The organism is Pseudomonas sp. BF-R-26, assembly GCF_019947395.1.
Classification (GTDB): Bacteria; Pseudomonadota; Gammaproteobacteria; order Pseudomonadales; family Pseudomonadaceae; genus Aquipseudomonas; species Aquipseudomonas farris.
The window spans coordinates 145,732-170,268 of sequence record NZ_JAGYGK010000012.1 but is presented as its reverse complement, the minus strand read 5'-3'; the positions used below and the strand labels follow the sequence as shown (position 1 = coordinate 170,268).

The 24,537-nt window shown below is 59.1% G+C and carries 21 protein-coding genes and 2 tRNA genes; 16 read left to right on the top strand and 7 right to left on the bottom strand.

Features of this window, described 5'->3' with window-relative positions:
- The first annotated feature begins 30 nt into the window (after positions 1-30).
- The 3 genes from KGB18_RS19475 (at position 31) to KGB18_RS19465 (ending at position 4,417) form a co-directional block, all read left to right on the top strand.
- Complete coding sequence (locus tag KGB18_RS19475; protein WP_123719801.1) at positions 31-1,590, top strand: AmpG family muropeptide MFS transporter; 1,560 nt, start codon at positions 31-33, stop codon at positions 1,588-1,590.
- Positions 1,591-1,730: 140 nt separating this feature from the next.
- Positions 1,731-3,446, top strand: coding sequence for a proline--tRNA ligase (locus KGB18_RS19470; protein ID WP_123719802.1), 1,716 nt, complete (start codon positions 1,731-1,733; stop codon positions 3,444-3,446).
- Positions 3,447-3,463: 17 nt separating this feature from the next.
- Positions 3,464-4,417 (top strand): hypothetical protein, encoded by a 954-nt coding sequence (locus tag KGB18_RS19465; RefSeq protein WP_123719803.1) that lies wholly within the window; start codon positions 3,464-3,466, stop codon positions 4,415-4,417.
- A 100-nt stretch (positions 4,418-4,517) separates the two neighbouring features.
- Here the strand turns inward: KGB18_RS19465 and dinB are convergent, their stop codons facing one another.
- Positions 4,518-5,579: a DNA polymerase IV gene (gene dinB / locus KGB18_RS19460; protein WP_223570352.1), complete on the bottom strand. Its 1,062-nt coding sequence runs from the start codon at positions 5,577-5,579 to the stop codon at positions 4,518-4,520.
- Between the two features lie 301 nt (positions 5,580-5,880).
- Here dinB and KGB18_RS19455 point away from each other — a divergent pair.
- The 5 genes from KGB18_RS19455 to KGB18_RS19435 all read left to right on the top strand — a co-directional run bounded on the left by KGB18_RS19455 (position 5,881) and on the right by KGB18_RS19435 (position 11,470).
- Positions 5,881-5,957 (top strand) — tRNA-Met (locus tag KGB18_RS19455).
- A gap of 220 nt (positions 5,958-6,177) precedes the next feature.
- Positions 6,178-6,254: transfer RNA gene (locus KGB18_RS19450), tRNA-Met, on the top strand.
- Positions 6,255-6,531: 277 nt separating this feature from the next.
- Complete coding sequence (gene mprF, locus KGB18_RS19445) at positions 6,532-9,174, top strand: bifunctional lysylphosphatidylglycerol flippase/synthetase MprF (protein WP_123719805.1); 2,643 nt, start codon at positions 6,532-6,534, stop codon at positions 9,172-9,174.
- Positions 9,174-10,469 (top strand): virulence factor family protein, encoded by a 1,296-nt coding sequence (locus KGB18_RS19440; RefSeq protein WP_223570351.1) that lies wholly within the window; start codon positions 9,174-9,176, stop codon positions 10,467-10,469. The genes mprF and KGB18_RS19440 overlap by 1 nt, the downstream gene beginning before the upstream one ends.
- Before the next feature lie 674 nt (positions 10,470-11,143).
- Positions 11,144-11,470, top strand: a complete 327-nt coding sequence (locus KGB18_RS19435; RefSeq protein WP_123719807.1) for a DUF3077 domain-containing protein — start codon at positions 11,144-11,146, stop codon at positions 11,468-11,470.
- Between the two features lie 238 nt (positions 11,471-11,708).
- Here the strand turns inward: KGB18_RS19435 and KGB18_RS19430 are convergent, their stop codons facing one another.
- Entirely contained in the window at positions 11,709-13,610 is a 1,902-nt protein-coding gene (locus KGB18_RS19430; RefSeq protein WP_123719808.1) for a potassium transporter Kup, read from the bottom strand.
- Between the two features lie 290 nt (positions 13,611-13,900).
- Between KGB18_RS19430 and rimO the strand changes: the two genes are divergently transcribed.
- From rimO to tsaA, 6 genes are all read left to right on the top strand, one after another.
- Positions 13,901-15,238 carry a 30S ribosomal protein S12 methylthiotransferase RimO gene (rimO, locus tag KGB18_RS19425; protein ID WP_048393845.1) on the top strand — a complete coding sequence of 446 codons (1,338 nt, stop codon included), beginning with the start codon at positions 13,901-13,903 and terminating at the stop codon, positions 15,236-15,238.
- A gap of 112 nt (positions 15,239-15,350) precedes the next feature.
- Positions 15,351-15,824, top strand: a complete 474-nt coding sequence (locus tag KGB18_RS19420) for an acetyltransferase (RefSeq protein ID WP_123719809.1) — start codon at positions 15,351-15,353, stop codon at positions 15,822-15,824.
- Between the two features lie 194 nt (positions 15,825-16,018).
- Complete coding sequence (locus KGB18_RS19415; RefSeq protein WP_123719810.1) at positions 16,019-16,729, top strand: rRNA pseudouridine synthase; 711 nt, start codon at positions 16,019-16,021, stop codon at positions 16,727-16,729.
- Between the two features lie 75 nt (positions 16,730-16,804).
- Positions 16,805-17,275 carry a DUF1456 family protein gene (locus KGB18_RS19410; protein WP_123719811.1) on the top strand — a complete coding sequence of 157 codons (471 nt, stop codon included), beginning with the start codon at positions 16,805-16,807 and terminating at the stop codon, positions 17,273-17,275.
- 230 nt (positions 17,276-17,505) lie between these two features.
- Positions 17,506-18,276 carry an SDR family oxidoreductase gene (locus tag KGB18_RS19405; protein WP_123719812.1) on the top strand — a complete coding sequence of 257 codons (771 nt, stop codon included), beginning with the start codon at positions 17,506-17,508 and terminating at the stop codon, positions 18,274-18,276.
- Between the two features lie 186 nt (positions 18,277-18,462).
- Positions 18,463-19,161, top strand: coding sequence for a tRNA (N6-threonylcarbamoyladenosine(37)-N6)-methyltransferase TrmO (gene tsaA / locus KGB18_RS19400; protein ID WP_123719813.1), 699 nt, complete (start codon positions 18,463-18,465; stop codon positions 19,159-19,161).
- A gap of 184 nt (positions 19,162-19,345) precedes the next feature.
- Here the strand turns inward: tsaA and fpr are convergent, their stop codons facing one another.
- Positions 19,346-20,125: a ferredoxin-NADP reductase gene (gene fpr, locus KGB18_RS19395; protein WP_003443014.1), complete on the bottom strand. Its 780-nt coding sequence runs from the start codon at positions 20,123-20,125 to the stop codon at positions 19,346-19,348.
- A 121-nt stretch (positions 20,126-20,246) separates the two neighbouring features.
- Here fpr and KGB18_RS19390 point away from each other — a divergent pair, with 121 nt between their 5' ends.
- Positions 20,247-21,173: a LysR family transcriptional regulator gene (locus KGB18_RS19390; protein ID WP_052966392.1), complete on the top strand. Its 927-nt coding sequence runs from the start codon at positions 20,247-20,249 to the stop codon at positions 21,171-21,173.
- Here KGB18_RS19390 and KGB18_RS19385 read toward each other — a convergent pair.
- The 3 genes from KGB18_RS19385 to KGB18_RS19375 form a co-directional block, all read right to left on the bottom strand.
- Positions 21,170-21,532 (bottom strand): diacylglycerol kinase, encoded by a 363-nt coding sequence (locus tag KGB18_RS19385; RefSeq protein WP_019580981.1) that lies wholly within the window; start codon positions 21,530-21,532, stop codon positions 21,170-21,172. The genes KGB18_RS19390 and KGB18_RS19385 overlap by 4 nt on opposite strands.
- Positions 21,533-21,607: 75 nt before the next feature.
- Positions 21,608-22,258: a response regulator transcription factor ErdR gene (erdR, locus tag KGB18_RS19380; protein WP_052966391.1), complete on the bottom strand. Its 651-nt coding sequence runs from the start codon at positions 22,256-22,258 to the stop codon at positions 21,608-21,610.
- Between the two features lie 242 nt (positions 22,259-22,500).
- Complete coding sequence (locus KGB18_RS19375; RefSeq protein WP_123719815.1) at positions 22,501-23,244, bottom strand: tRNA-uridine aminocarboxypropyltransferase; 744 nt, start codon at positions 23,242-23,244, stop codon at positions 22,501-22,503.
- 189 nt (positions 23,245-23,433) lie between these two features.
- Between KGB18_RS19375 and KGB18_RS19370 the strand changes: the two genes are divergently transcribed.
- On the top strand, positions 23,434-23,859 hold the full coding sequence (locus KGB18_RS19370) for a PA3611 family quorum-sensing-regulated virulence factor (RefSeq protein WP_123719816.1): 426 nt from the start codon (positions 23,434-23,436) through the stop codon (positions 23,857-23,859).
- Here KGB18_RS19370 and KGB18_RS19365 read toward each other — a convergent pair whose 3' ends face one another.
- On the bottom strand, positions 23,860-24,054 hold the full coding sequence (locus KGB18_RS19365; RefSeq protein WP_007907277.1) for a hypothetical protein: 195 nt from the start codon (positions 24,052-24,054) through the stop codon (positions 23,860-23,862). It abuts the gene before it with no gap.
- Between the last annotated feature and the right edge of the window lie 483 nt (positions 24,055-24,537).

Sequence of the window (24,537 nt, the reverse complement as noted above, 5' to 3'; positions counted from 1 at the left end):
TTCCGTAATCCTTGAGGCAGACTCCAGCCCATGCCCCGTAAAACCTGGCGCGCCGCGCTCGCCGCCTATGCCAGCCCCTCGACACTCGTGCTGTTGCTGCTTGGTTTCGCCGCCGGCCTGCCCTACATGCTGGTCTTTTCGACGCTTTCAGTCTGGCTGCGCGAGGCCGGTGTTGCCCGCGAAACCATCGGCTATGCAAGCCTGATCGGCTTGGCCTATGCCTTTAAGTGGGTCTGGTCCCCGCTGCTCGACCAATGGCGCCTGCCATTGCTCGGCAAGCTCGGCCGACGACGCTCCTGGCTGGTACTGGCCCAGGCACTGGTGATTCTCGGCCTGATCGGCATGGGCTTCTGCGACCCGCAAAAACACCTGTCCTGGCTGATCGCCATCGCCGTGGTCGTCGCCTTCGCCTCGGCGACGCAAGACATCGCCGTCGACGCTTATCGCCTGGAAATCGCCGACGAAACTCGCCAAGCCGCGTTGGCAGCCAGCTACATGGCCGGTTATCGGGTCGCGGCCCTGCTGGCGACGGCCGGCGCACTGTTCTTCGCCGAAGGCTTCGGTTCCACCGGCTTCAACTATAAGCATGCGGCGTGGACCGGCACCTACGTGCTGTTCGGCGTCTTGATGATCCCGGCACTGCTGACCACCCTGTTCATGCGCGAACCGCCGGTGCCTCTGCGTACTCAATTGCAGGCCGGACGCTATAGCTTTGTGCACCAATTGGCATCGGTGTTCGTGCTGATCGTGCTGCTGGTGTCCGTACCGGCCATGTTCACTCAGCTCTACAACACTGACTTCGCCAGCGTACTGTTCGAAGGCGCCAGCGTGCTCGACCTGCTGCTCGAAGACCGCGCGTTCCTGCGGGCGATCCTCTATATCACGCTTACCGGCCTGTGCTTGTCGGCCATGGGTCGCCGTGGCCTGGCTCCGGTGCTGACTCCGGTCAACGACTTTATCCTGCGTTACCGCTGGCAAGCCCTGCTACTGCTCGGGCTCATCGCCACCTATCGGATGTCCGATACGGTCATGGGCGTGATGGCCAACGTGTTCTACATCGACCAGGGGTTCACCAAGGATCAGATTGCCAGTGTCAGCAAGATTTTCGGCCTGATCATGACGCTGGTCGGCGCCGGCATGGGTGGCCTGCTGATCGTGCGCTTCGGCATCCTGCCTATCCTGTTCATTGGCGGCGTTGCATCGGCCGGTACCAACCTGCTGTTCCTGATGCTCACGGATATGGGTGCCGATCTGCAGATGCTGATCGCCACCATCTCACTGGATAACTTCAGCTCGGGCCTGGCGACTTCGGCATTTGTCGCTTACCTGTCAAGCCTGACCAATCTCAAGTTCTCCGCTACCCAGTACGCCCTGCTCAGCTCGATCATGCTTCTGCTGCCTCGCCTGATCGGCGGCTATTCAGGGGTCATGGTGGAGAAATTCGGTTATCACAACTTCTTCCTGATCACTGCCCTGCTGGGCGTTCCGACCCTGCTGTTGATCGCCTTGCACTGGTTCCAGGAAAACCGCCGCGCAGGTCCGACACCTTCGCAGGAACCGGCTCAGACCCAGGTCGCGGAAGAGTCGTAGGCTCTTTACGCAGGAAGCATCGCAGAGGGCGAGCAGATTCGCCCTCTGCGACACAGCCGGCCGCACTCCTGTACGCCAGCAGATCTCGCCCGTACAATGTTCCGTCATTTCTCGTCATCAGCAACCGACAACGGCCAACCATGCGCACCAGTCAATTTTTGCTCGCCACACAGAAAGAAACGCCTTCCGACGCGGTCGTCATCAGCCATCAGCTGATGCTGCGCGCCGGCATGATCCGCAAACTCGCCTCGGGCCTGTACACCTGGCTGCCCATGGGCTTGCGAGTGATGCGCAAGGTCGAAGCCATCGTGCGTGAAGAAATGAACGCCGCCGGCTCTCTCGAAGTGTTGATGCCGAGCACGCAACCGGCTGAGCTGTGGCAGGAATCCGGTCGCTGGGAAGAATACGGCCCGGAATTGCTGCGCTTCAAGGATCGCCATGGTCGCGACTTCTGTGCCGGCCCGACTCACGAAGAAGTCATCACCGACCTGATGCGCAACGAGCTGAGCAGCTACAAACAGCTGCCGATCAACCTGTATCAGATCCAGACCAAATTCCGTGACGAAATCCGCCCACGCTTCGGTTTGATGCGCGGCCGCGAATTCATCATGAAGGACGCCTATTCGTTCCACGCTGATCAGCCTTCGCTGCAGATCACCTACGACCGTATGCACCAGGCGTACTGCAACGTGTTCACTCGCTTGGGCCTGAAATTCCGTCCGGTTGAAGCCGACAACGGTTCGATCGGTGGTGCCGGCTCCCACGAGTTCCACGTACTGGCCGAATCCGGCGAAGACGATATCGTCTTCAGCAACGGTTCCGACTACGCCGCGAACATCGAAAAGGCCGAAGCCGTACCGCGCGAAACCTCTCGTGCCGCGCCTACCGAAGAGCTGCGCCTGGTCGACACGCCGAACGCCAAGACCATTGCGCAACTGGTCGAAGGCTTCAATCTGCCGATCGAAAAGACCATCAAGACCCTGGTGGTGCACGCTGAAGAGCAAGGCAAACTGATTGCTCTGATCATCCGTGGCGACCACGAGCTGAACGAAATCAAGGCCGCCAACCAGCCTGGCGTTGCCAGCCCGCTGGTCATGGCTTCCGAAGCTGAACTGCACGACGCCATTGGCGCCGGCGCCGGTTCTCTTGGCCCGTTGAACCTGCCACTGCCGATCATCATCGACCGTTCCGTCGAGCTGATGAGCGACTTCGGCATCGGTGCCAATATCGACGACAAACACTACTTCGGCGTGAACTGGGAACGTGATCTGCCGGTTCCGACCGTCGCCGACCTGCGTAATGTCGTGGCCGGTGATCCAAGCCCTGACGGCAAAGGCACCCTGGAAATCAAGCGCGGTATCGAAGTCGGGCACATCTTCCAGCTGGGCAACAAGTACAGCAAAGCGATGAAGTGCGAAGTGTTGGGCGAGAACGGCAAGCCGGTCACCCTGGAAATGGGTTGCTACGGCATTGGCGTGTCCCGCGTGGTGGCTGCCGCCATCGAACAGAACAACGACGAGAACGGGATTATCTGGAGCGACGCTCTGGCTCCGTTCCAGGTTGCTCTGGTACCGCTGCGCTACGAAACCGAACAGGTTCGCGAAGCCACCGACAAGCTCTACGCAGAACTGACTGCCGCCGGCTTCGAAGTGCTGCTGGACGACCGCGACAAGAAAACCAGCCCGGGCATCAAGTTCGCGGACATGGAGCTGATCGGCATTCCACACCGGATCGTGGTCAGTGACCGCGGCCTCGCCGACGGCAACCTGGAATACAAGAGCCGCACAGAGGCCGAGGCGCAAGCGCTGCCGGTCGCTGACGTGTTGTCTTTCCTCCAGGCCCGTATCCGCCGCTGACACCAGATAGAGACGTCATGTTCAAGCGAAACACCTTAGGCCTCGGTAGCGCCGCCTTGTGCGGCGCGCTGCTGGTCAGCGGCTGTGCCAATCAGATGTCACAACGTAGCGAGCACGAGGAACGGGTCGAGCGCAAATTGCTCGATCACAGCCTGCAGATCGATGTCGGCGAGCCCAAGGTGCTTGAGCTGCCGCAACGTCGGGTGAAAATCCACGAGCAGAAGACCTTCGAAGTCACCGAGTTCGAAGTCACGCGTCGCTACGATCGCTATACGCCTTACCAACCCTGGAGGGAGGTCTACGAGATCCCGCTGGGCGCGGTGGCCGTGGTGGCTGGTGTCGGTGCGAACGTGGTCAACGTGTTCGCCCTCGGCAATCTGCCAGACAGCGTGACGAAAGACTGGCTCGGCTATGGCTTCGCCGGGCTCAACCCGTTCATGAACGCGCAGTCTCATGGTCGGGCGCAACAGAACCTGGCGGGCATCGACGAAGTCCAGCGTGACAAGCGCACGGAATACTCGAGCCTGCCGTGGAGCGAGCGCCCGGTGCAGGTCAAGGCTGGCAAGAACACCTTCGAGCTGAGCACTGACCGTAACGGCGTGTTGCGCCTGAACCTGCTGGACAGCCCGTTCGCCGAACATGACCTCAATCATCTGGGCAAGCTGCAGATCAGTGTCGAGGACAACAAGGACGATGTGCACACCGACTCATCTTTGGCGATCAGCAACAACTTGCGCGGTAAGCTGCTCGAAGCGCATGGGCTGATTTACGACGACCTCGAAGACGACGAAGTGAGCCAGTGGGTACACCGGGTCAAACGTCTGTCGGAACTGGGTCTGGAAGAAGAAGCCAGCGAGCTGGAACAGAGCCTGATCGAACTGACGCGCAACGATCCCGAGTTGCAGACCGAATTCCTCAAGTCGCTGACCAAGGATGCCGGGCGACTGGTGGCGGATCCGGGACCCAATTAAACGCTTAAAAGCATCGCGGGCAAGCCCGCTCCCACAAGGACGATGCAGTACCTGTGGGAGCGGGCTTGCCCGCGATGACGCCATTACATTCACTGCAAAACTACCGCTCAAACAACTCCAGCTGCTCAAACCCGCCCCGCAAATCCTCCAGCCTCACCCCAATCCCCAACAACCGCACCGGTTTCCCGCCACGGTTAAAGGCCTGGGTCAGTAGCAACTGATAACTCCCCAGATCCCGCCCTGCCCCGGCCTGCTCCAAAGTAGTCTGGGTAAAATCATGGAATTTCACTTTGACGAACGGCTTGCCCGGTCGATAGCTGCTGTCGATCCGTGCCATGCGGCCATTCAGGGATTCCAGCAACTCGGGCAATTTATCCAGACAACTCACCAAATCCGGCAAATCCACGTCGTAAGTGTTTTCGACGCTGATCGACTGCCGTCGACTGTCGTTGTGCACCAACCGCTCATCGATCCCACGGGCCAGGCTCCAGAGTCGCTCGCCGAAACTGCCGAATTCGCGCACCAGTGCCAACTTGTCCCACTCACGTAAATGCAAGCAATCGACGATGCCGAGCCTGCCGAGTTTGTCGGCGGTCACTTTGCCAACCCCGTGCAGCTTGCTCACCGGCAAACCACTGACGAAGTCTTCCACCTGATCCGGCGTGATCACGAACAGGCCGTTAGGCTTCTTCCAGTCGCTGGCGATTTTGGCGAGAAACTTGTTCGGCGCCACGCCGGCCGACACGGTGATGTGCAACTGATTGGAGACCCTGCGGCGAATGTCCTGGGCGATTCGCGTGGCGCTGCCGCCGAAATGCGCGCTGTCTGACACGTCGAGGTAGGCCTCATCCAGGGAAAGCGGCTCGATCAGGTCAGTGTAATCGCGAAAGATCGTATGAATTTCCTTCGATGCTTCTCGATAGGCATCCATGCGCGGCTTGACGATGGTCAGGTCCGGACAGAGTTTCAAGGCATGTCCGGAAGACATGGCCGAGCGTACGCCATAAGCCCGCGCTTCATAGTTACAGGTGGCAATCACCCCACGCCGATCCGCCGAGCCGCCCACCGCCAATGGCTTACCGGCCAGGCGCGGGTCGTCACGCATCTCGATGGCGGCGTAAAAGCAGTCACAATCGACGTGGATGATTTTTCGCTGCGTCATATAAAAGCAGTGTTCATGGCGAAGAAATGAGGTGTTGGTGAGTCATACCGGCAGTATCTCACTGACACCTGTATATAGCACCAGTACTCTGAATGTTCTTTTTCCCTTGTAGGAAAAGCACCGGAGGAATTTATTTTCTCAATCGAAAGAGCCCTCTCGATAGAGCCACAAGCCTTGCCCTGCCTGCGTTTCAGACCGGTCAGCCGTTGCTTTTTTCACCTAAGCGCTTGAACAGGAACAGGTTTTACCGAGATTGAAGGTTGACAGCCCTGCGATCCTCTGTAGAATGCCGACACACAGACGCGGGATGGAGCAGTCTGGTAGCTCGTCGGGCTCATAACCCGAAGGTCGTCGGTTCAAATCCGGCTCCCGCAACCAAACATCAAAAAAGGCTACTCGAAAGAGTGGCCTTTTTTGTGTGCGCCTGTTTTATAAAAATCAGCGGTCCATGCCTTTCGGCACAGAAACAAGAAATCGTTCTGATTCCGAAACTTAGGTCTCCCCTGCGATCGTTCACCGTCGTTTTACACTTATTTGAGCCATACTGGGATTAACGGTTGACACTCCGGCGTTCGCCTGTAGAATGCCGCCACACAGACGCGGGATGGAGCAGTCTGGTAGCTCGTCGGGCTCATAACCCGAAGGTCGTCGGTTCAAATCCGGCTCCCGCAACCAAACATCAAAAAAGGCTACTCGAAAGAGTGGCCTTTTTTGTATCTGTTGAAAAAGTCCTTTCGCAACAAAGACCTGTCACTGTGCAGTGAGCCGTTCGGGGTCGTCAGACTGTGCGTTCAGAGCAGACTGAACCGCAGACGAAACCCTCTACGACTGATGACGCGCCATCGCCCACATCCGGTGAGAGGCGTTAATATTTGTGATTATTTTTTTCTACAGGGATTGGTAACTTGGCTCGATACCTCCATCCTGTCGCGCACAATCCAAGAGGTGATTGATGCGCGCCAACTCGTCTGATCCACAAGACACTGTCACAGCGACACAACCGATCAAAGCCGAGCGTCTGCGCTTGCTGGATCGAATCAGCAAATATCGCCAACCCATCGGTCTGGCGGTCACTTTGCTGTTGTTCGCCGTTGCGCTGATTGCCTGTCGTCACCTGCTGAGCGAACTCGATCTGTATGCGCTGCACGACTCGATTCTGGAAGTGCCGAAACCGGCCTTGCTGGGTGCGCTCGGCGCGACCGTCATCGGCTTCATCATTCTGCTGGGTTACGAATGGTCGGCCAGCCGTTATGCCGGCGTGACGCTGGCGCCGCGGATATTGGCATTGGGCGGCTTCACCGCATTTGCCATTGGCAATGCCATCGGCCTTTCGCTGCTGTCAGGCGGCTCGGTTCGCTACCGTTTATATGCACGTCATGGTGTGGGGGCTTCGGAAGTCGCGCACATGACCTTGTTTGCCAGCCTCTCGCTCGGCTGCGCCCTTCCGCCCCTGGCCGCCCTCGCTACCCTCAGCAACCTGCCCGCCGCCTCCGCAGCCCTGGGTTTCTCCGAGACGTTGCTGGGCGCGATTGCAGTGGCCGTGCTGGTGCTCTCCACCGTACTGGCCATCGGCATCTACCGCCGTCGCTTGCCGGAACAGCCTTACCCGGACAACCTGCTGGTCAAGGTCGGTCGCCGCACCTTGCGCCTGCCGGGTCGCCGCCTGACGTTCCTGCAACTGGTCATCACCGCTCTGGACGTGGCCGCCGCCGCGACCGTGCTTTATCTGTTGCTGCCGGAAGCACCGCCCTTTGGTGCGTTCCTGCTGGTCTATCTATTGGCCCTGGCCGCTGGCGTACTCAGCCATGTGCCGGGCGGTGTCGGGGTATTCGAAGCGATTTTGCTCGCGGCCTTCGCCGACAAGCTCGGTGCTGCGCCACTGGCCGCCGCGCTGCTGCTTTACCGCCTGATCTACGTGGTGTTGCCGCTGCTGGTGGCTTGCGTACTGCTGCTGATCAATGAAGGCCAGCGCCTGTTTCAATCGCGCCAGTCCTTGCGTGCTGCATCTGGCATGGCCGCGCCGATTCTGGCGGTGCTGGTGTTCCTGTCCGGCGTGGTGTTGCTGTTTTCCGGCGTGACGCCGGAGATCGATACACGCCTTGAACACATCGGTTTTCTGATCCCGCATCGATTGGTCGACGCCTCGCACTTCGGCGCCAGCCTGGTGGGCGTGCTCTGCCTGCTGCTGGCTCAAGGGCTGCGTCGCCGCCTGTCAGCCGCGTGGATGCTGACCACCATTTTGTTGTTGGTCGGCGCCCTGCTCTCGCTGCTTAAAGGGTTTGACTGGGAAGAGGCTTGCCTGATGACGCTGACGGCGAGTTTGCTGGGGGTTTTCCGGCGCTCGTTCTATCGCCCCAGTCGCCTGACCGAAGTGCCGTTTTCGCCGCTGTACCTGGTGGCCAGCCTTTGCGTACTCGGCGCATCGATCTGGTTGCTGCTGTTCGCCTATCAGGACGTTCCCTACAGTCATCAACTCTGGTGGCAGTTCACCCTCGATGCCGATGCCCCGCGTGGCCTGCGCTCGCTGCTCGGCGCCGCGGTCCTGCTGGTGGTGGTGTCCCTGACCTGGCTGCTGCGCACCGCGCGCCCGGTGATCCACCTGCCAACGCCCGATGAGCTGGAGCGCGCGGTAAAGATTCTCATGGCCTCGTCCCAACCGGATGGCGGCCTGGCCCTGACCGGTGACAAGGCGCTGTTGTTTCACCCTAACGACGAGGCGTTTCTGATGTACGCCCGCCGTGGTCGCAGCCTGGTGGCGTTGTATGACCCGATCGGCCCGACCCAGCAACGGGCAGAAATGATCTGGCAGTTCCGCGACCTCTGCGATATCCATCACGCCCGCCCCGTGTTCTATCAAGTACGCGCCGAGAATCTGCCGTACTACATGGACATCGGCCTGACCGCGATCAAGCTCGGCGAAGAAGCCCGGGTCGATCTGCACCGCTTTGATCTCGAAGCCAAGGGCAAAGAGATGAAGGACCTGCGCTACACCTGGAACCGCGGCACTCGTGACGGTCTGTCGCTGGAAATCCATGAGCCAGGGAAAGCGCCGATGGACGAGCTCAAGGCTATTTCGGACGCCTGGCTGACCGGCAAGAATGTGCGCGAGAAAGGCTTCTCGCTCGGGCGTTTCAGTGATGACTACCTCAAGCACTTCCGTGTCGCGGTGATTCGTTTCGAAGGGCGCCCGGTGGCGTTCGCCAACCTGCTCGAGACCTACGGCCATGAACTGGCCAGCCTCGACCTGATGCGCGCGCACCCCGACGCCCCCAAGCTGACCATGGAGTTCATGATGGTCGGCCTGATTCAACATTATAAAAATCATGGATACGCGCGCTTCAGCCTGGGCATGGTGCCGTTGTCGGGGTTGCAACCCCGGCGCGGCGCACCACTGACCCAGCGCTTGGGCTCGATGGTATTCCGCCGTGGTGAGCAGCTGTACAACTTCCAAGGTTTGCGCCGCTTCAAAGACAAGTTCCAGCCCGACTGGGAACCCCGTTATATGGCCGTGCCCGCCGGACTCGATCCGCTGGTTGCCCTGGCCGACACTGCCGCCCTGATTGCGGGTGGCTTGACTGGATTGGTGAAACGCTGATGATTCAACGCTCCCTGCAGTACGTACTGGCCACATTGGTAGTGCTGGCCCTGATTGTCGGTGGCGGTTACTGGTACCTGAAACGCCCGGCACCGGAACCGACCCTCGAACTGCTGACGCCGGCCGATGGCGCCGCGATGACCCGAGTCATCCCCGGCAACACGCCGCGCGCCCAGGTACTGGTGGCGGTCAATGAAGAGCAGAAGCTCAGCGACAAACAATTGCTGACCCTGAGCCGCAGCGGCTCGGCGCAGATCGTCCAGGTGATCCTGCCCAAGGACTGCATCCTGCAAGGTCGCGCCCTGCAAGCAGGCCTAAGGCAACTCAAAGGCCCGGCGACCCTGGTCAGCGGCATCGGCCCTGGCGCCGTGCTGGCATGGCGCTGGCTGGCCGAGCAGAAGGACGAAAAGCCCCAGGCCATTTCGGTTGACCTGGCCCTGGAAAAACCCGGCTGCACTCACCTGCTGCCGAAAAGCGCTGCCCACGGTCACTGGCTGGTGGCCTGGAACGACAACCCGGACGACACCAGCGCCGGCTTCGTGCGTGACCAGCCCAACGCCGAAACCAGCATCAGCGACTACGACATCAACCTGCCGCAAGTGCTGAACAACGAACTGCGCAAGATCCTCGTCGGTGGCGATAAAGCCGCTGGCGGCCTGCAGATCCCGGTGGTCGAAGTGCCGGCTGGCCAGGCCAAGGACACCGTCACCCTGTTTCTCTCCGGCGACGGCGGCTGGCGCGACCTGGACCGCGACGTAGCGGGCGAGATGGCGAAGATCGGCTACCCGGTGGTCGGCATCGACACCCTGCGCTACTACTGGCAGCACAAGAGCCCGGAACAAAGCGCTCTGGACCTGACCGAACTGATGCAGCACTACCGACAAAAATGGGGCACCAAGCGCTTCATCCTGACCGGTTACTCGTTCGGCGCGGACGTATTGCCCGCCATCTACAACCGCCTGCCTGAAGCCGAACAGCAGCGCATCGATGCAATCATCCTGCTGGCCTTCGCCCGCACCGGCAGCTTCGAAATCGAAGTCGAAGGCTGGCTCGGCAACGCCGGCAAAGAAGCCGCCACCGGCCCGGAAATGGCCAAGCTGCCGCCTGCAAAAGTGGTGTGCATTTATGGTGAAGAAGAAGTCGACGAGAGCGGCTGCACCGACAAGACCGCCGTGGGCGAAGCGATGAAACTGCCCGGCGGCCATCACTTCGACGAGAACTATCCTGCATTGGCACAGCGTTTGGTGGATGTGATCGAGAAGCGTCAAGGGAAGGAGACGGCGGCTCAGGAGTGATCTGATCCGCGCTCACAAAAAAGCCCCCGACACCTCACGGTGCGGGGGTTTTTTCATAGGTACGCAATTTAACCATGCACCGCATATCCCTGTGGGAGCGGGCTTGCCCGCGATGGCGGTATGTCTGCCACATCAATGTCGGATCTGCCGCCGTCATCGCGGGCAAGCCCGCTCCCACAGGTTTCTTCGTTGGATTGAGATGTAACCCTGTCCGCTGTCCTAGGACAAAGGACACTCGCTAACCCAGGCCAAATGGACAATCAATTCGATTTATCGCTGGGAAGACAACTTCTCAGGCACTCCTTAGATCCGTGAAATCGCTTGTTTAATTCCGGCACGGCGATTTCGGATGACTCTCACAAACCTTGTAGGCAAACTCCGAATCTCGCGTTTGGGCACTTTGCCGCCTTGTTGCGTTTTTCTTCGACGGGATACTCTCCGGACGTCGCTGACCATTCAGCGATCGGGCTTGGAAACCCGCCGAACCGAAGCGCACCAGCGCCCTATCATGACTGCAGACTTTTTTACGACTGCAATCCTGAGTTATGGCGGCTGTGCGTGGGACGCCTTTGTGCGTGCCGGTTCCTTGGTTCCCGGTTTTCCAACCTGCGTACAGCCGCCACCTATTCGCTTGGAAACGAAAGTGTCGGCTCCTTGAACCTTGGAGTAACACAATGACGAAAACAGATACGTCCGCGATTTCAGAACTAAAAACCATCGGCCTCACCCCGCTCATCTACTGCTCGGATCAGGCGTTGTTCAACGTCCGTGCCGGCGTCCCCATCGTTGATGCATTGTCACAAGCCTCCGACATACTGTTCCTCGCCAAATCATTTACCGAGGATGCAGCCTACATAAAAGACACCGACCGCCACGCCTGGGCCGCGCATTATTTGACGGCGATGTCCAAGGCAGTGATTGATGATGTGGTGAAGGTGCTGACACCTCGACCTGCCCGGACGAAGACTGAATCTGAAGAAGAGATGCCTGAAAGCCAGTAAAGGCATAGAGACGGAAAAGCCGCGTAATCACGCGTTTTTTTCATTCCAGCAGACACTCAAATACCTGTGGGAGCGGGCTTGCCCGCGATGACGGCCGCAGATCCAACATTGATGTGGCAGACATACCGCTATCGCGGGCAAGCCCGCTCCCACAGGGTTCTTCGTTGGATTGGGATCAAATGCCAGTCAATAAAAAGCCCCCGCTACCTTCATGGCAACGGGGGCTTTTTGATGGGGCTTACATCTCGACTTGCGTACCCAACTCAATCACCCGGTTCAGCGGCAGATTGAAAAACCGCAAATTACCGTTGGCATTCTTCAACATGAAGGCAAACAACGCCTCGCGCCAGCGGGCCATGCCTTCGAGTTTGGAGGCGATGACCGTCTCGCGGCTGAGGAAGTAGGTCGTGCGCATCGGGCTGAAATTCAGATCATCCAGATGGCACAGTTTCAAGGCCTCAGGCACGTCCGGCTCGTCGGTGAAACCGAAGTGCAGGATCACCCGGAAGAACCCTTCGCCATAGGAATCGACATCGAAACGCCGTTGTGGCGGGACACGCGGGATGTCTTCGTACACCACTGTCAGCAACACTACTTGCTCGTGCAGCACCTGGTTATGCAGCAGGTTGTGCAACAGCGCGTGAGGCACGGCATCCGGGCGGGCGGTAAGGAACACAGCGGTGCCCTGGACCCGATGCGGCGGTTGCACGCGGATACTGCTGATGAAGATCGGCAGCGGTAATCCGCCTTCGTCGAGACGCTCCACCAGCAGTTGCTTGCCGCGTTTCCAGGTGGTCATCAATACGAACAACGCGATACCGGCGATCACCGGGAACGCACCGCCCTGAATGATTTTCGGCACGTTGGCGGCGAAGTAAAGACCGTCCACCAACAGGAAACCCAGCAGCACTGGAACTGCGAGGATCGGTGGCCACTTCCATAACAGCAACATCACCGCCGACACCAGGATGGTAGTCATCAGCATCGTGCCAGTCACCGCCACGCCGTAGGCCGAAGCCAACGCGCCGGAGGACTCGAAGCCCAGTACCAACAGGATCACACCAACCATCAATGACCAGTTCACCGCGCCGATGTAGATCTGGCCTTGCTCGGCACTGGACGTGTGCTGAATGTGCATGCGCGGAATGTAGCCGAGCTGGATAGCCTGACGAGTCAGGGAGAACGCACCGGAGATGACCGCTTGCGAGGCAATCACCGTGGCCATCGTCGACAATCCCACCAACGGAATAAGCGCCCAGCTTGGCGCCAGCAGATAGAACGGGTTACGGGCGGCTTCCGGATCACCGAGCAGCAACGCGCCCTGCCCGAAGTAATTCAATACCAGGGCCGGCAGAACCAGAATGAACCAGGCCCGGGCGATCGGCTTGCGACCGAAGTGGCCCATGTCGGCGTACAACGCCTCGGCACCGGTCAATGCCAGCACCACAGCGCCAAGAATCGCGATCCCCATGCCCGGATGGACAATGAAGAAGCGCACGCCCCACACCGGATTCATCGCCTGCAACACTTCAGGGTGCTGACTGATGCCATAGACGCCCAGCGCGCCCAGCACCAGAAACCAGGTGACCATGATCGGCCCGAACAGAATGCCGATCCGCGCCGTACCGTGACGCTGAATCAGGAACAACGCCACCAGCACGATCAACGACAGCGGCACCACCCAATGGTCGATACCCTCGAATGCCAAGCCCAGGCCTTCAATCGCCGACAGCACGGAAATCGCCGGGGTGATCATGCTGTCGCCGTAAAACAGCGCCGCGCCGATCAGCCCGCAGACCACCAGCAAGGTACGCAACTTCGCATGCCCTGCCGCTGCCCGCCGAGCCAGTGCGGTCAAGGCCATGATCCCACCTTCGCCCTGGTTGTCGGCACGCAGTACGAACAGCATGTATTTGATTGAGACGACCCAGATCAGCGACCAGAAGATCAGCGCCAGAATGCCCAGCACGCCGTCATGGTTGACGGGCACGCCATAGCCACCGGAGAACACTTCTTTGAGGGTGTACAGCGGGCTCGTGCCGATATCGCCATAAACCACCCCGACCGCCGCGACCAGCATGCTGATCGGCTTCGCCGCCGAATGCCCGTTGGCGACCGCCTGACTACTTGCCTGCCCCATCCAAAACTCCTACTACTCAGACTCGGACTTCTTATAAGAAGCACTATGCTTTGCCGTGCAGCATGCGCTGTTTTACATCACGTTACAGACGTTTTGTTGACTGTAAAAATTCGGTAAAGCGTAACGGCGCGAAGCATAGCGCAGCACTCGTCGTAATTCCCTGCATAAAGCTGGTCAAGTGCGCCTCTCACCGCTAGAATTGCGCACTTTTTGACCAGAGGCGCAACATAGCGCCCGTCTGTCGCCTTGCCGTTCTCGGCTGGAGGCGTCCCAAAATACCGAGGTTAGACATGTCCACCACTCCTGCGCCGGCCAATCCAAAGGTTGGCTTCGTATCCCTGGGTTGCCCGAAAGCACTGGTCGACTCCGAGCGCATCCTTACCCAGCTGCGCATGGAAGGCTATGACGTTGTGTCCACCTATCAGGACGCCGACGTCGTGGTGGTCAACACCTGCGGCTTTATCGACTCGGCCAAGGCTGAGTCCCTGGAAGTGATCGGCGAAGCCATCAAGGAAAACGGCAAGGTCATCGTGACCGGCTGCATGGGCGTCGAAGAAGGCAACATCCGCAACGTGCACCCAAGCGTATTGGCCGTGACCGGTCCGCAGCAGTACGAGCAAGTGGTCAACGCCGTGCACGACGCAGTGCCGCCGCGTCAGGATCACAACCCGCTGATCGACCTGGTGCCGCCACAAGGGATCAAACTGACCCCGCGCCACTACGCCTACCTGAAGATTTCCGAAGGCTGCAACCACAGCTGCAGCTTCTGCATCATCCCGTCGATGCGCGGCAAACTGGTCAGCCGCCCGGTCGGTGACGTGCTCGACGAGGCCCAGCGCCTGGTCAAGGCCGGCGTCAAAGAGCTGTTGGTGATTTCCCAGGACACCAGCGCCTACGGCGTCGACGTGAAATACCGCACCGGCTTCTGGAACGGCGCGCCGGTGAAAACCCGCATGACCGAACTCTGCGAAGCCCTCAGCACTCTCGGTGTCTGGGTGCGTCTGCACTACGTTTATCCGTACCCGCACGTCGACGAGCTGATCCCGCTGATGGCCGCCGGGAAAATCCTGCCGTACCTGGACATCCCGTTCCAGCACGCCAGCCCGAAAGTCCTGAAAGCGATGAAACGCCCGGCCTTCGAAGACAAGACCCTGGCGCGGATCAAGAACTGGCGCGAGATCTGCCCGGACCTGATCATCCGTTCGACCTTCATCGTCGGCTTCCCTGGCGAAACCGAAGAAGACTTCCAGTACCTGCTGAACTGGCTGACCGAAGCGCAGCTGGACCGCGTTGGCTGCTTCCAGTACTCGCCGGTCGAAGGCGCACCGGCCAACCTGCTGGACGCGGCCATCGTTCCGGACGACGTCAAGCAAGACCGTTGGGACCGCTTCATGGCGCACCAACAGGCCATCAGCTCGGCGCGCCTGCAAATGCGCGTTGGCCGTGAAATCGAAGTGCTGGTCGATGAAGTCGACGAGCAAGGCGCGGTTGGCCGTTGCTTCTTCGATGCCCCGGAAATCGACGGCAACGTGTTCATCGACAACGGCAGCAACTTGAAGCCAGGCGACAAAGTCTGGTGCAAAGTGACCGACGCCGACGAATACGACCTGTGGGCTGAACAGATCTAAACGCAAAAAATACAAGAAGCCCTGCTCTCTTGACGAGATGCGGGGCTTTTTTACGTCTATCGTTTTGTGAGAGAAAGAACTCGCGTCATCCACGCAAGAGAGGCCAGCGGGCATGCGCCAACACTCGGTCATTCACACACCGAAACAGAGCGACTACGAAGAACTCACCCAAGTGTGGGAAGCCTCGGTGCGCGCCACCCATGACTTTCTGCCCGACAGCTACATCGACCTGCTAAAGAATCTGGTGCTGACCCGCTACCTCGACGCGGTGATGCTGATCTGCACCAAAGACTCGCGCCAGCGCATCACCGGGTTCGCCGGCGTCGCGGCGGGCAAAATCGAAATGCTTTTCATCGACCCGGCGCATCGCGGCAAGGGCCTGGGCAAGCAATTGCTGCGCTACGCCCTGGAACACCTGAACGCTGATGAACTGGACGTCAACGAACAGAACCCGCAGGCCTTGGGGTTTTACTTCAAACAGGGCTTCGAGGTGATCGGCCGCTCGGAAGTCGATGGCATGGGGCAGCCCTATCCGTTGCTGCACATGCGTTTGCGCCAGTCTCAACAACTGACGCGTAATGGTTAATGGCTGACCCAACATAGAACAATGTGGGAGCTGGCTTGCCTGCGATGCAGACGACGCGGTCTGTCTGTCAGGTCGCAGCGATGCTATCTCAGGCAAGCCAGCTCCCACAAAAAAGCCACACGGCGCAAATGGAGCCGGGATTAACCGGCGCCAGGCAGGTACAATGCCCACCCCTTTTTTGTTACGGCCCTGTCATGACTGACCCGATTCGTCTCTCCAAACGCCTCATCGAACTCGTCGGCTGTTCCCGTCGGGAGGCTGAGCTGTTCATCGAGGGCGGCTGGGTCACCGTGGACGGCGAAGTCATCGACGAGCCGCAGTTCAAGGTCGACACCCAAAAAGTCGAGCTCGATCCCGAAGCCAAGGCCACCGCGCCGGAGCCGGTGACCATCCTGTTCAACGTTCCAGCAGGCATGGACGCGGACACAGCCATGGCGACCATCAGCGCCGAGACCCTGAGCGAGGAACACCGCTACGGCAAACGCCCGCTCAAGGGCCACTTCCTGCGTCTGACCGCCAGCACCGATCTGCAGGCCAATGCCAGCGGTCTGCTGGTGTTCACCCAGGACTGGAAGATCCTGCGCAAACTCACCGCAGACTCCGCCAAGATCGAGCAAGAGTATGTGGTCGAAGTTGAAGGCGACATGGTGGCTCACGGCCTCAACCGCCTGAATCACGGCCTGACTTACAAGGGTAAGGAACTGCCGCCGGTCAAAGCCAGCTGGCAGAACGAAAACCGCCTGCGTTTTGCGATGAAGAACCCACAACCGGGCGTGATCGCCCTGTTTTGCCAGGCTGTAGGCCTGAAGGTCGTCGCCATCCGCCGCATCCGCATCGGCGGCGTGTCCATCGGCAAAGTGCCGCTGGGACAATGGCGCTACCTGTCCGGCAAAGAGAAGTTCTAAGACTTTTCACGCCGCCATACATTTCGGCGCCGCTGTTTATGCGGCGCCCACTGCTGAATATCAGGACTGCACACCATGATTCATAACGACGTACTGCGCAGCGTGCGCTACATGCTCGACATCAGCGACAAGAAAGTCATCGAAATCATCAAGATCGGCGGCATGGACGTGTCCCTGGAAGACCTGCTGACGTACCTCGACAAGAAAGAGGAAGACGAGGAAGGCTTCGTACGCTGCCCGGACGAGGTCATGGCGCATTTCCTCGATGGCCTGGTGATCTTCAAGCGTGGCAAGGACGAAAGCCGTCCGCCGCAGCCAATCGAAGTGCCGGTGACCAACAACATCATCCTGAAGAAGCTGCGTGTGGCCTTCGAACTGAAAGAGGACGACATGCACGCGATCCTCAAGGCTGCCGAGTTCCCGGTGTCCAAGCCTGAGCTGAGCGCGCTGTTCCGCAAGTTCGGTCACACCAACTACCGCACCTGCGGCGACCAGTTGCTGCGCAATTTCCTCAAGGGCCTGACCCTGCGCGTTCGCCCGCAGTAACGTGCGAAGCTGATCTTCTGTAGGAGCTGTCGAGTGCAACGAGGCTGCGATCTTTTGATCTTTCGCTTGGAACTCAAGTGGACAAGAAAAGATCGCAGCCTCGTGTCACTCGACAGCTCCTACACAGCTCCTACAAGGCCGTATAAGCCCTCATTCCTCGCAAAAATAGTGGCTCCGCTTCTGGCGGCTGACGACTAGGGTGTATTGACCCTCAGCTCTCAGGATTCGCCATGCATCCCTACTTTTCCCTGCAAGGCCGCACCGCTCTGGTGACCGGCGGCACCCGTGGTATCGGCAAAATGATCGCCAAGGCTTATGTCGAGGCTGGCGCCACTGTGTACGTGTGTGCCCGCGATGCCGACGCCTGCCAGCAAACTGCCAAGGAACTGAGTGCCTTCGGGGTTTGTCACGCGGTAGCTGCCAACCTGGCCCATGAAGAAGGCGTCGAGCAATTGGCTGCGCACCTGACTGAACAGATCGGTCAGCTGGATATTCTGGTGAACAACGCTGGCACCACGTGGGGCGCGCCGCTGGAGAGTTACCCGGTCAAGGGCTGGGAAAAGGTCATGCAGCTCAACGTGACCTCGGTGTTCAACTGCATTCAGCAATTTCTGCCGCTGCTGCGCAAGGCTGGTTCGGCGGCGAACCCGGCGCGGATCATCAACATTGGTTCGGTGGCCGGGATTTCGTCCTTCGGCGAACAGGCGTATGCCTACGGCCCGAGTAAAGCAGCCCTACATCAACTGTCGCGGATTCTGGCGCGGGAGCTGGTGAGCCAGCACATCAACGTCAACGTGATTGCACCGGGGCGGTTCCCGAGCAAGATGACTCAGCATATTGGGAATGATGAGCAGGCGCTGGCCGAGGACACGGCGTTGATTCCGATGAAGCGCTGGGGGCGGGAGGAAGAGATGGCTGCGCTGGCGATCAGTCTGGCGAGTACGGCCGGGGCGTATATGACTGGGAATATTATTCCTTTGGATGGTGGGTTCAGTCTCTGAGATTGGTGGTGCGGCTATCGCGGGCAAGCCACGCTCCCACAGGTTTTATGCCGTACACAACATCTGTGTTCGCTCGAGAACCCTGTGGGAGCGCGGCTTGCCCGCGATGAGGCCAGCTCTGCCACCACCAGACTTGAGGCCCGTCGGGTTATCATGCCCGCCTCAACTCCGCCTCGACCCCAAACCATGACCTACAGCGTTTCCCCCATCGGCTTCGTGCGCTCCTGCTTCAAGGAGAAGTTCGCCATTCCACGCCAGCCGCAGCTAGCCCCGGCCGCTCGAGGCGTACTGGAGCTGGTGGCGCCGTTCGATCAGGGTGATGCGGTGCAGGGACTGGAGCAGGTCAGCCATGTATGGCTGTTGTTCCTGTTCCATCAGGCCCTGGAAGAAAAGCCGCGCCTGAAAGTCCGCCCTCCGCGCCTTGGCGGTAACAAATCCATGGGCGTATTCGCCACTCGGGCGACGCATCGACCCAATGGCATCGGTCAATCAGTGGTCAAACTGGACAAGGTCGAAGCCAATCGACTGTGGATCTCCGGTATCGACCTACTCGACGGCACGCCGATTCTCGACATCAAACCTTACGTGCCCTACGCCGACATTATCGACACGGCGTCCAACAGCATCGCCAGCGCCCCGCCACAGTTGATTCCCGTGCAGTGGACAGACTCAGCGCTGCAACAGGCTCATGGCCACGCTCAGCGGCTTGATGAGCCCTTGGTCGAGCTGATCGAGCAATGCCTGGCACAAGACCCACGCCCGGCGTATCAGATTCCTGCACCGGAAAGGGAATACGGCGCGCAGTTCTGGGATGTGGATGTGCGCTGGCATTACCCCACGCCCGACCTGATCCGCGTCCTCGAAGTCATTCCCGCAAACGTCTGAACGCCAGAAACGAAAAAGCCCGCGCTACCTCTGAAGGCAACGCGGGCTTTTTTATGGTCACCACCAAACCAATGTGGGAGCGAGCCTGCTCGCGATGGCGGCGTAACATTCAACGATGACGTTGACTGACAGTCCGCTATCGCGAGCAGGCTCGCTCCCACAGGTAGAGCAGTGCAGCGGTTTCTTACTTCTCGACGAACGCACGCTCGATCAGGTAATCACCCGGCTCGCGCATCCGCGGCGAAACTTTCAGGCCGAAGCTGTTCAACACTTCGCTGGTCTCGTCGAGCATGCTCGGGCTACCGCACAGCATGGCGCGGTCGTCCTGCGGGTTGATCGGTGGCAGACCGATGTCGCTGAACAGCTTGCCGCTGCGCATCAGGTCGGTCAGGCGCCCTTCGTTCTCGAACGGCTCGCGGGTCACGGTCGGGTAGTAGATCAACTTGTCACGCAGCGCCTCGCCGAAGAACTCGTTCTGCGGCAAGTGCTCGGTGATGAACTCGCGGTAAGCGACTTCATTGACGTAACGCACGCCGTGGCACAGGATCACTTTTTCGAAACGCTCGTAGGTTTCCGGGTCCTGGATGACGCTCATGAATGGCGCCAGACCGGTACCAGTGCTGAGCAGGTACAAATGTTTGCCAGGCTTCAAGTCATCCAGCACCAGGGTGCCGGTAGGCTTTTTGCTGATGATGATCTCGTCGCCTTCCTTCAGATGCTGCAGCTGGGAAGTCAACGGGCCATCAGGCACCTTGATGCTGAAGAACTCGAGATGCTCTTCCCAGTTCGGGCTGGCAATCGAGTAAGCACGCATAAGCGGGCGGCCGTTGGGCTGTTGCAGGCCGATCATCACGAACTGACCGTTCTCGAAGCGCAGGCCCGGATCGCGGGTGCACTTGAAGCTGAACAGAGTGTCGTTCCAGTGGTGAACACTGAGGACACGCTCGTGGTTCATGTTGCTCATGTACGTGGGACTCCTGGAGATTTGCCTGCGCCGATGATGTGCGCAATTGCAGCGCATTCTAATGGCAGCGACAATATCTGTTAACTGGATTATTAAGATAAGGGTTATCGGTTATATCGATATGCGATTTACTCTCCGTCAACTTCAAGTATTCGTCGCCGTCGCCCAGCAGGAAAGCGTATCCCGTGCTGCATTGACGCTCAACCTCTCACAATCGGCGGCGAGCACCTCAATCACCGAGCTAGAGCGTCAGTGCAGCTGTCAGCTGTTCGATCGCGCCGGCAAACGGCTGAGCCTCAACGCCCTCGGCAAACAGCTGTTGCCGCAGGCGGTGGCCCTTCTCGATCAGGCCAAGGAGATCGAAGACTTGCTCAACGGCAAGTCCGGTTTCGGCTCCCTGGCGGTCGGCGCGACCCTGACCATCGGCAATTACCTCGCCACCCTGCTGATCGGCAGCTTCATGCAGCGTCATCCGGAAAGCCAGGTGAAGCTGCATGTGCAGAACACCGCCAACATCGTGCAACAGGTCGCGCACTATGAAATTGATCTGGGTCTAATCGAAGGCGACTGCAGCCATCCGGACATCGAAGTGCAGAGTTGGGTCGAGGATGAGCTGGTGGTGTTCTGTGCGCCCCAACATCCGCTGGCCAAACGCGGTATAGCTACCGTGGAGGAGCTGAGTCATGAGGCGTGGATTCTCCGCGAGCAAGGCTCGGGCACACGGCTGACGTTCGACCAGGCCATGCGACACCATCGCAGCGCGCTGAACATTCGCCTGGAGCTGGAACACACCGAAGCGATCAAGCGCGCGGTGGAATCAGGTTTGGGGATAGGCTGCATTTCGCGCCTGGCGCTGCGCGATGCGTTCCGCCGCGGCAGCCTGGTGCCAGTGGAAACACCGGATCTGGACCTGGCGCGGCAGTTCTATTTCATCTGGCACAAGCAGAAATATCAGACATCGGCGATGCGCGAATTCCTCGAACTGTGCCGCGCGTTCACCGCCGGGGTTCAGCGCAGCGACGAGATCGTCCTGCCCACCATCGCTTAAAGCAGAATCACCGCCCACACCAGCGCAATCATGCTCAATGCCACCAATTGAGCGGCGCTGCCCATGTCCTTGGCGTTCTTGGACAGGGGATGCAACTCAAGGGAAATGCGGTCGATGGCCGCTTCCACCGCCGAATTGAGCAACTCGACGATCAAGGCCAACAGGCAGACCGCAATCAGTAGCGCCTGCTCGACGCGGCTGACGTTCAGGAAGAACGACAGCGGAATCAGGATGGCGTTGAGCAATACCAATTGCCGGAAGGCCGCTTCGCCGGTGAAGGCCGCGCGCAGGCCGTCCAGGGAGTAACCAGAGGCGTTGAGGATGCGTTTGAGGCCGGTCTGGCCTTTGAAAGGTGACATAAAGTAGGCAACTGACCAAAAAGGAGTGGGAAAGCTAGATTAAGCAAAGTCAAAAAAGCGTGAACACGCAGCACCTTAGTGGCTCGAAATTGACTCAAGTTGTTGCAAGAGCAGCGCTGCCTGAGTCCGGGTTCGCACATTCAGCTTACGGAAAATTGCCGTAACGTGGGCCTTGATCGTCGCCTCGGAAACGCTCAACTCGTAAGCAATCTGCTTGTTCAGCAAACCTTCACAGACCATGGTCAACACACGGAACTGCTGAGGTGTCAGGCTGGCAAGGCCTTCGCTGGCAGCCTTGGCTTCGGCGGAAACGCTGACCGCTTCGAAGGCCTGGGGTGGCCAGAAAACGTCGCCATCGAGCACCGCGCGTACGGCTTTCTGAATGACGCTCAAATCACTGGACTTGGGAATGAAACCACTGGCGCCGAATTCACGGGATTTCACCATGATCGACGCTTCTTCCTGAGCCGACACCATCACCACCGGAATCTGCGGGTACTGCCCACGCAACAGCACCAACCCGGAAAAACCGTAAGCCCCCGGCATGTTCAGGTCCAGCAATACCAGATCCCAGTCAGCCTTTTCGTCCAGACGGGTTTCCAGCTCGGCAATGCTCGCCACTTCCACCAGACGGACATCCGGGCCCAGGCCCAGGGTCAACGCTTGATGCAGGGCGCTACGAAAAAGAGGGTGGTCATCGGCAATCAGGATTTCGTATGTGGCCATTTTTCAAATGATCCTGTTTTTTTATGGGACGCCTGATGCATTTCAGGCCTCGCCAAAACAACTCGAGGTGCAGCCACGCAGCAGCACCAACAGGGCACGTTCAACGCCAATTACGTAAAAAAAAGCAGCGTTTCAAACCTTGGCCGCGCCCTAATCGGCGCCAAGCATGCCCAGCGAAGCCGGGGTGGTCAAGTTGCGTGGCCCCCGCTAGCGAGCCTGGTACTTTGCAGTATGGGCGATGCTCAGCAGATGACGGGCGCCGCGTGCTGCACAAAGGGCATCAGCTCGGCGTGGGCCGGTGTTGCAACATTCATATCCAGCTGATGTTTAGCGTCCAGGTAATGCTGGCTGAACACATCAAAATAAGCGTCCAGTGCCGAGGCAGCGTCTGTATCACCGGCAAGATCGAGGCACAGCGCCGCTACTTCGGCCGTGCACAGGTGCTCGCTGCGAGTGGACCTGCGCAATCGGTACCGTGAAAGCTTCTCAGGAAGCAGGCTCAGAATCGGGAACGCATCAAAATAGGGGCTTTTACGGAAAATCTTCCGGGCTTCGGTCCAGGTGGCGTCCAGCAGAATGAACAGTGGGCGCTTGGTGCCATCGACCTCGACACTGTGGGTAACTCGCTCGGGCTCGACGTATTCGCCCGGAAACACCAGGTACGGTTGCCATTGTGGGTCGGCCAACAGCGCCAGCAGTTGTTCATCGACTTCCGTGCGCGACCAGATGAATGCATGGTTGTCGCGCACCACATCGGCAATCAGCCAACCGGTGTTGCTTGGTTTGAACACTTCTTTATTGGTCATGATCAGGCACACGCCGCTACGGGTGTCGACCTGCGGGCGCCAGGCGCATAGGCAGTGGCTCTCGATCACACGGCAGGCACGGCAACGGGTTGCTCGCCAGCCACGAGCCTGAATCGGCTTGATGCCCTCTTCCTCTCGCTGATCACGCAAGCGGGCTACGGCGTTGGGAGCGTGGTTCATCGTGGGCAACACCCGCAGACAGGAAAACTCGACACAAACGGCACTCGGCAAGGCAATAAAGGCCAGCAGTTTACCAGAGCGGGCGGCGCAAGCCTGTACCGTCCAGGCGCGCTCCCCTATAATTCGCCGCCACTGAACGCACAGTCACGTGACTGGTCGAACCACCAGTCACTGAACCAGGAGAGTTTCATGCTGCGCCTTATCGTTCCCACCGCTGCCGTTTTGCTGGCGTCGTGCTTCAACGCTCAGGCTGCGTCCTTGAGTGAGCAGAATCTGAACAGAGAGCTGCGAAACGTCGCCGTACAAAGCAGTGTCGGCACGCCACGGGCGATCAACGAAGACATTCAGGATCAGGGTTACACCGTCGAAGGCAATCAGCTGATCAACCACCTGAGTGTTCAGAGCAGCCACGCCGACAAGATGCGCGCCGATCCGAAAGCCGTGTACTTCCAGCTTGGCGCCTCCGTCTGCAGAAACGAGGGGTTCCGCAAGCTGATGGCCAAGGGCGCGATCATGCGTTACGACTTCACCGAAGTGAAATCCAACCGCCCGGTCGGCTCCGCAAGCTTCCAGGAATCGGATTGCCCGAAAGCCACACCGGCCAAGAAAAAGTAATCAACGGGAATTGGCGCGCCGCTGTTCATCCTCGGCGCGCAGTTCTGCCAACAGCGCCTGCAAGTAGCGCGAACGTCGCTCCCCGCCCTCCAGACGTCGGCAGCACTCCTCTTCGAGACTCAAATGATTAGTCTCGGCTGATAATTTCAGCAATCGATACAGTTGCGCATCGATTTCCAGAGTGACTCTGGGCATGGTTTACCGCCTCCCTGCACGCAGTGATCGTCGTTGATCACGCAATAAATCCCTGAATTGCTAAAACGTTGCGTCCTGCCATTGACGCAAAGTTGTCGTGTCACGCCTGTAACTTAGTAAATCAGAGCGCAGGACATACGGCTTGCGTTCAGACGAGCGGTGAAAGCACCTTGCAAATCGTCAATAAGCGGTTGCCAGGAAAGACTTTGCGGCGCAATGATCAAGCAGCAAAAATCGTTGCGAGGGTCTAAATTCAAAGTGTTCATGTTGATTTTATTCAGGGCAGAAAAGGGGCTGCCCATTGCGTGTCTTATTGTGCAAACGTTTCTTTCATTCAAGGGATAAGCAGAGCCCGTATGGATGGCTCGATTGCAACCGAGTCAAGTGGAGCGCCCAGGCAAGGGCTTGGGCAGACAGCGACACAAGGGGTGTCGCGGCGCCGACGATTGTTTTGTCGGGCCAAGGGTTCTGTGCAGAAGGAGA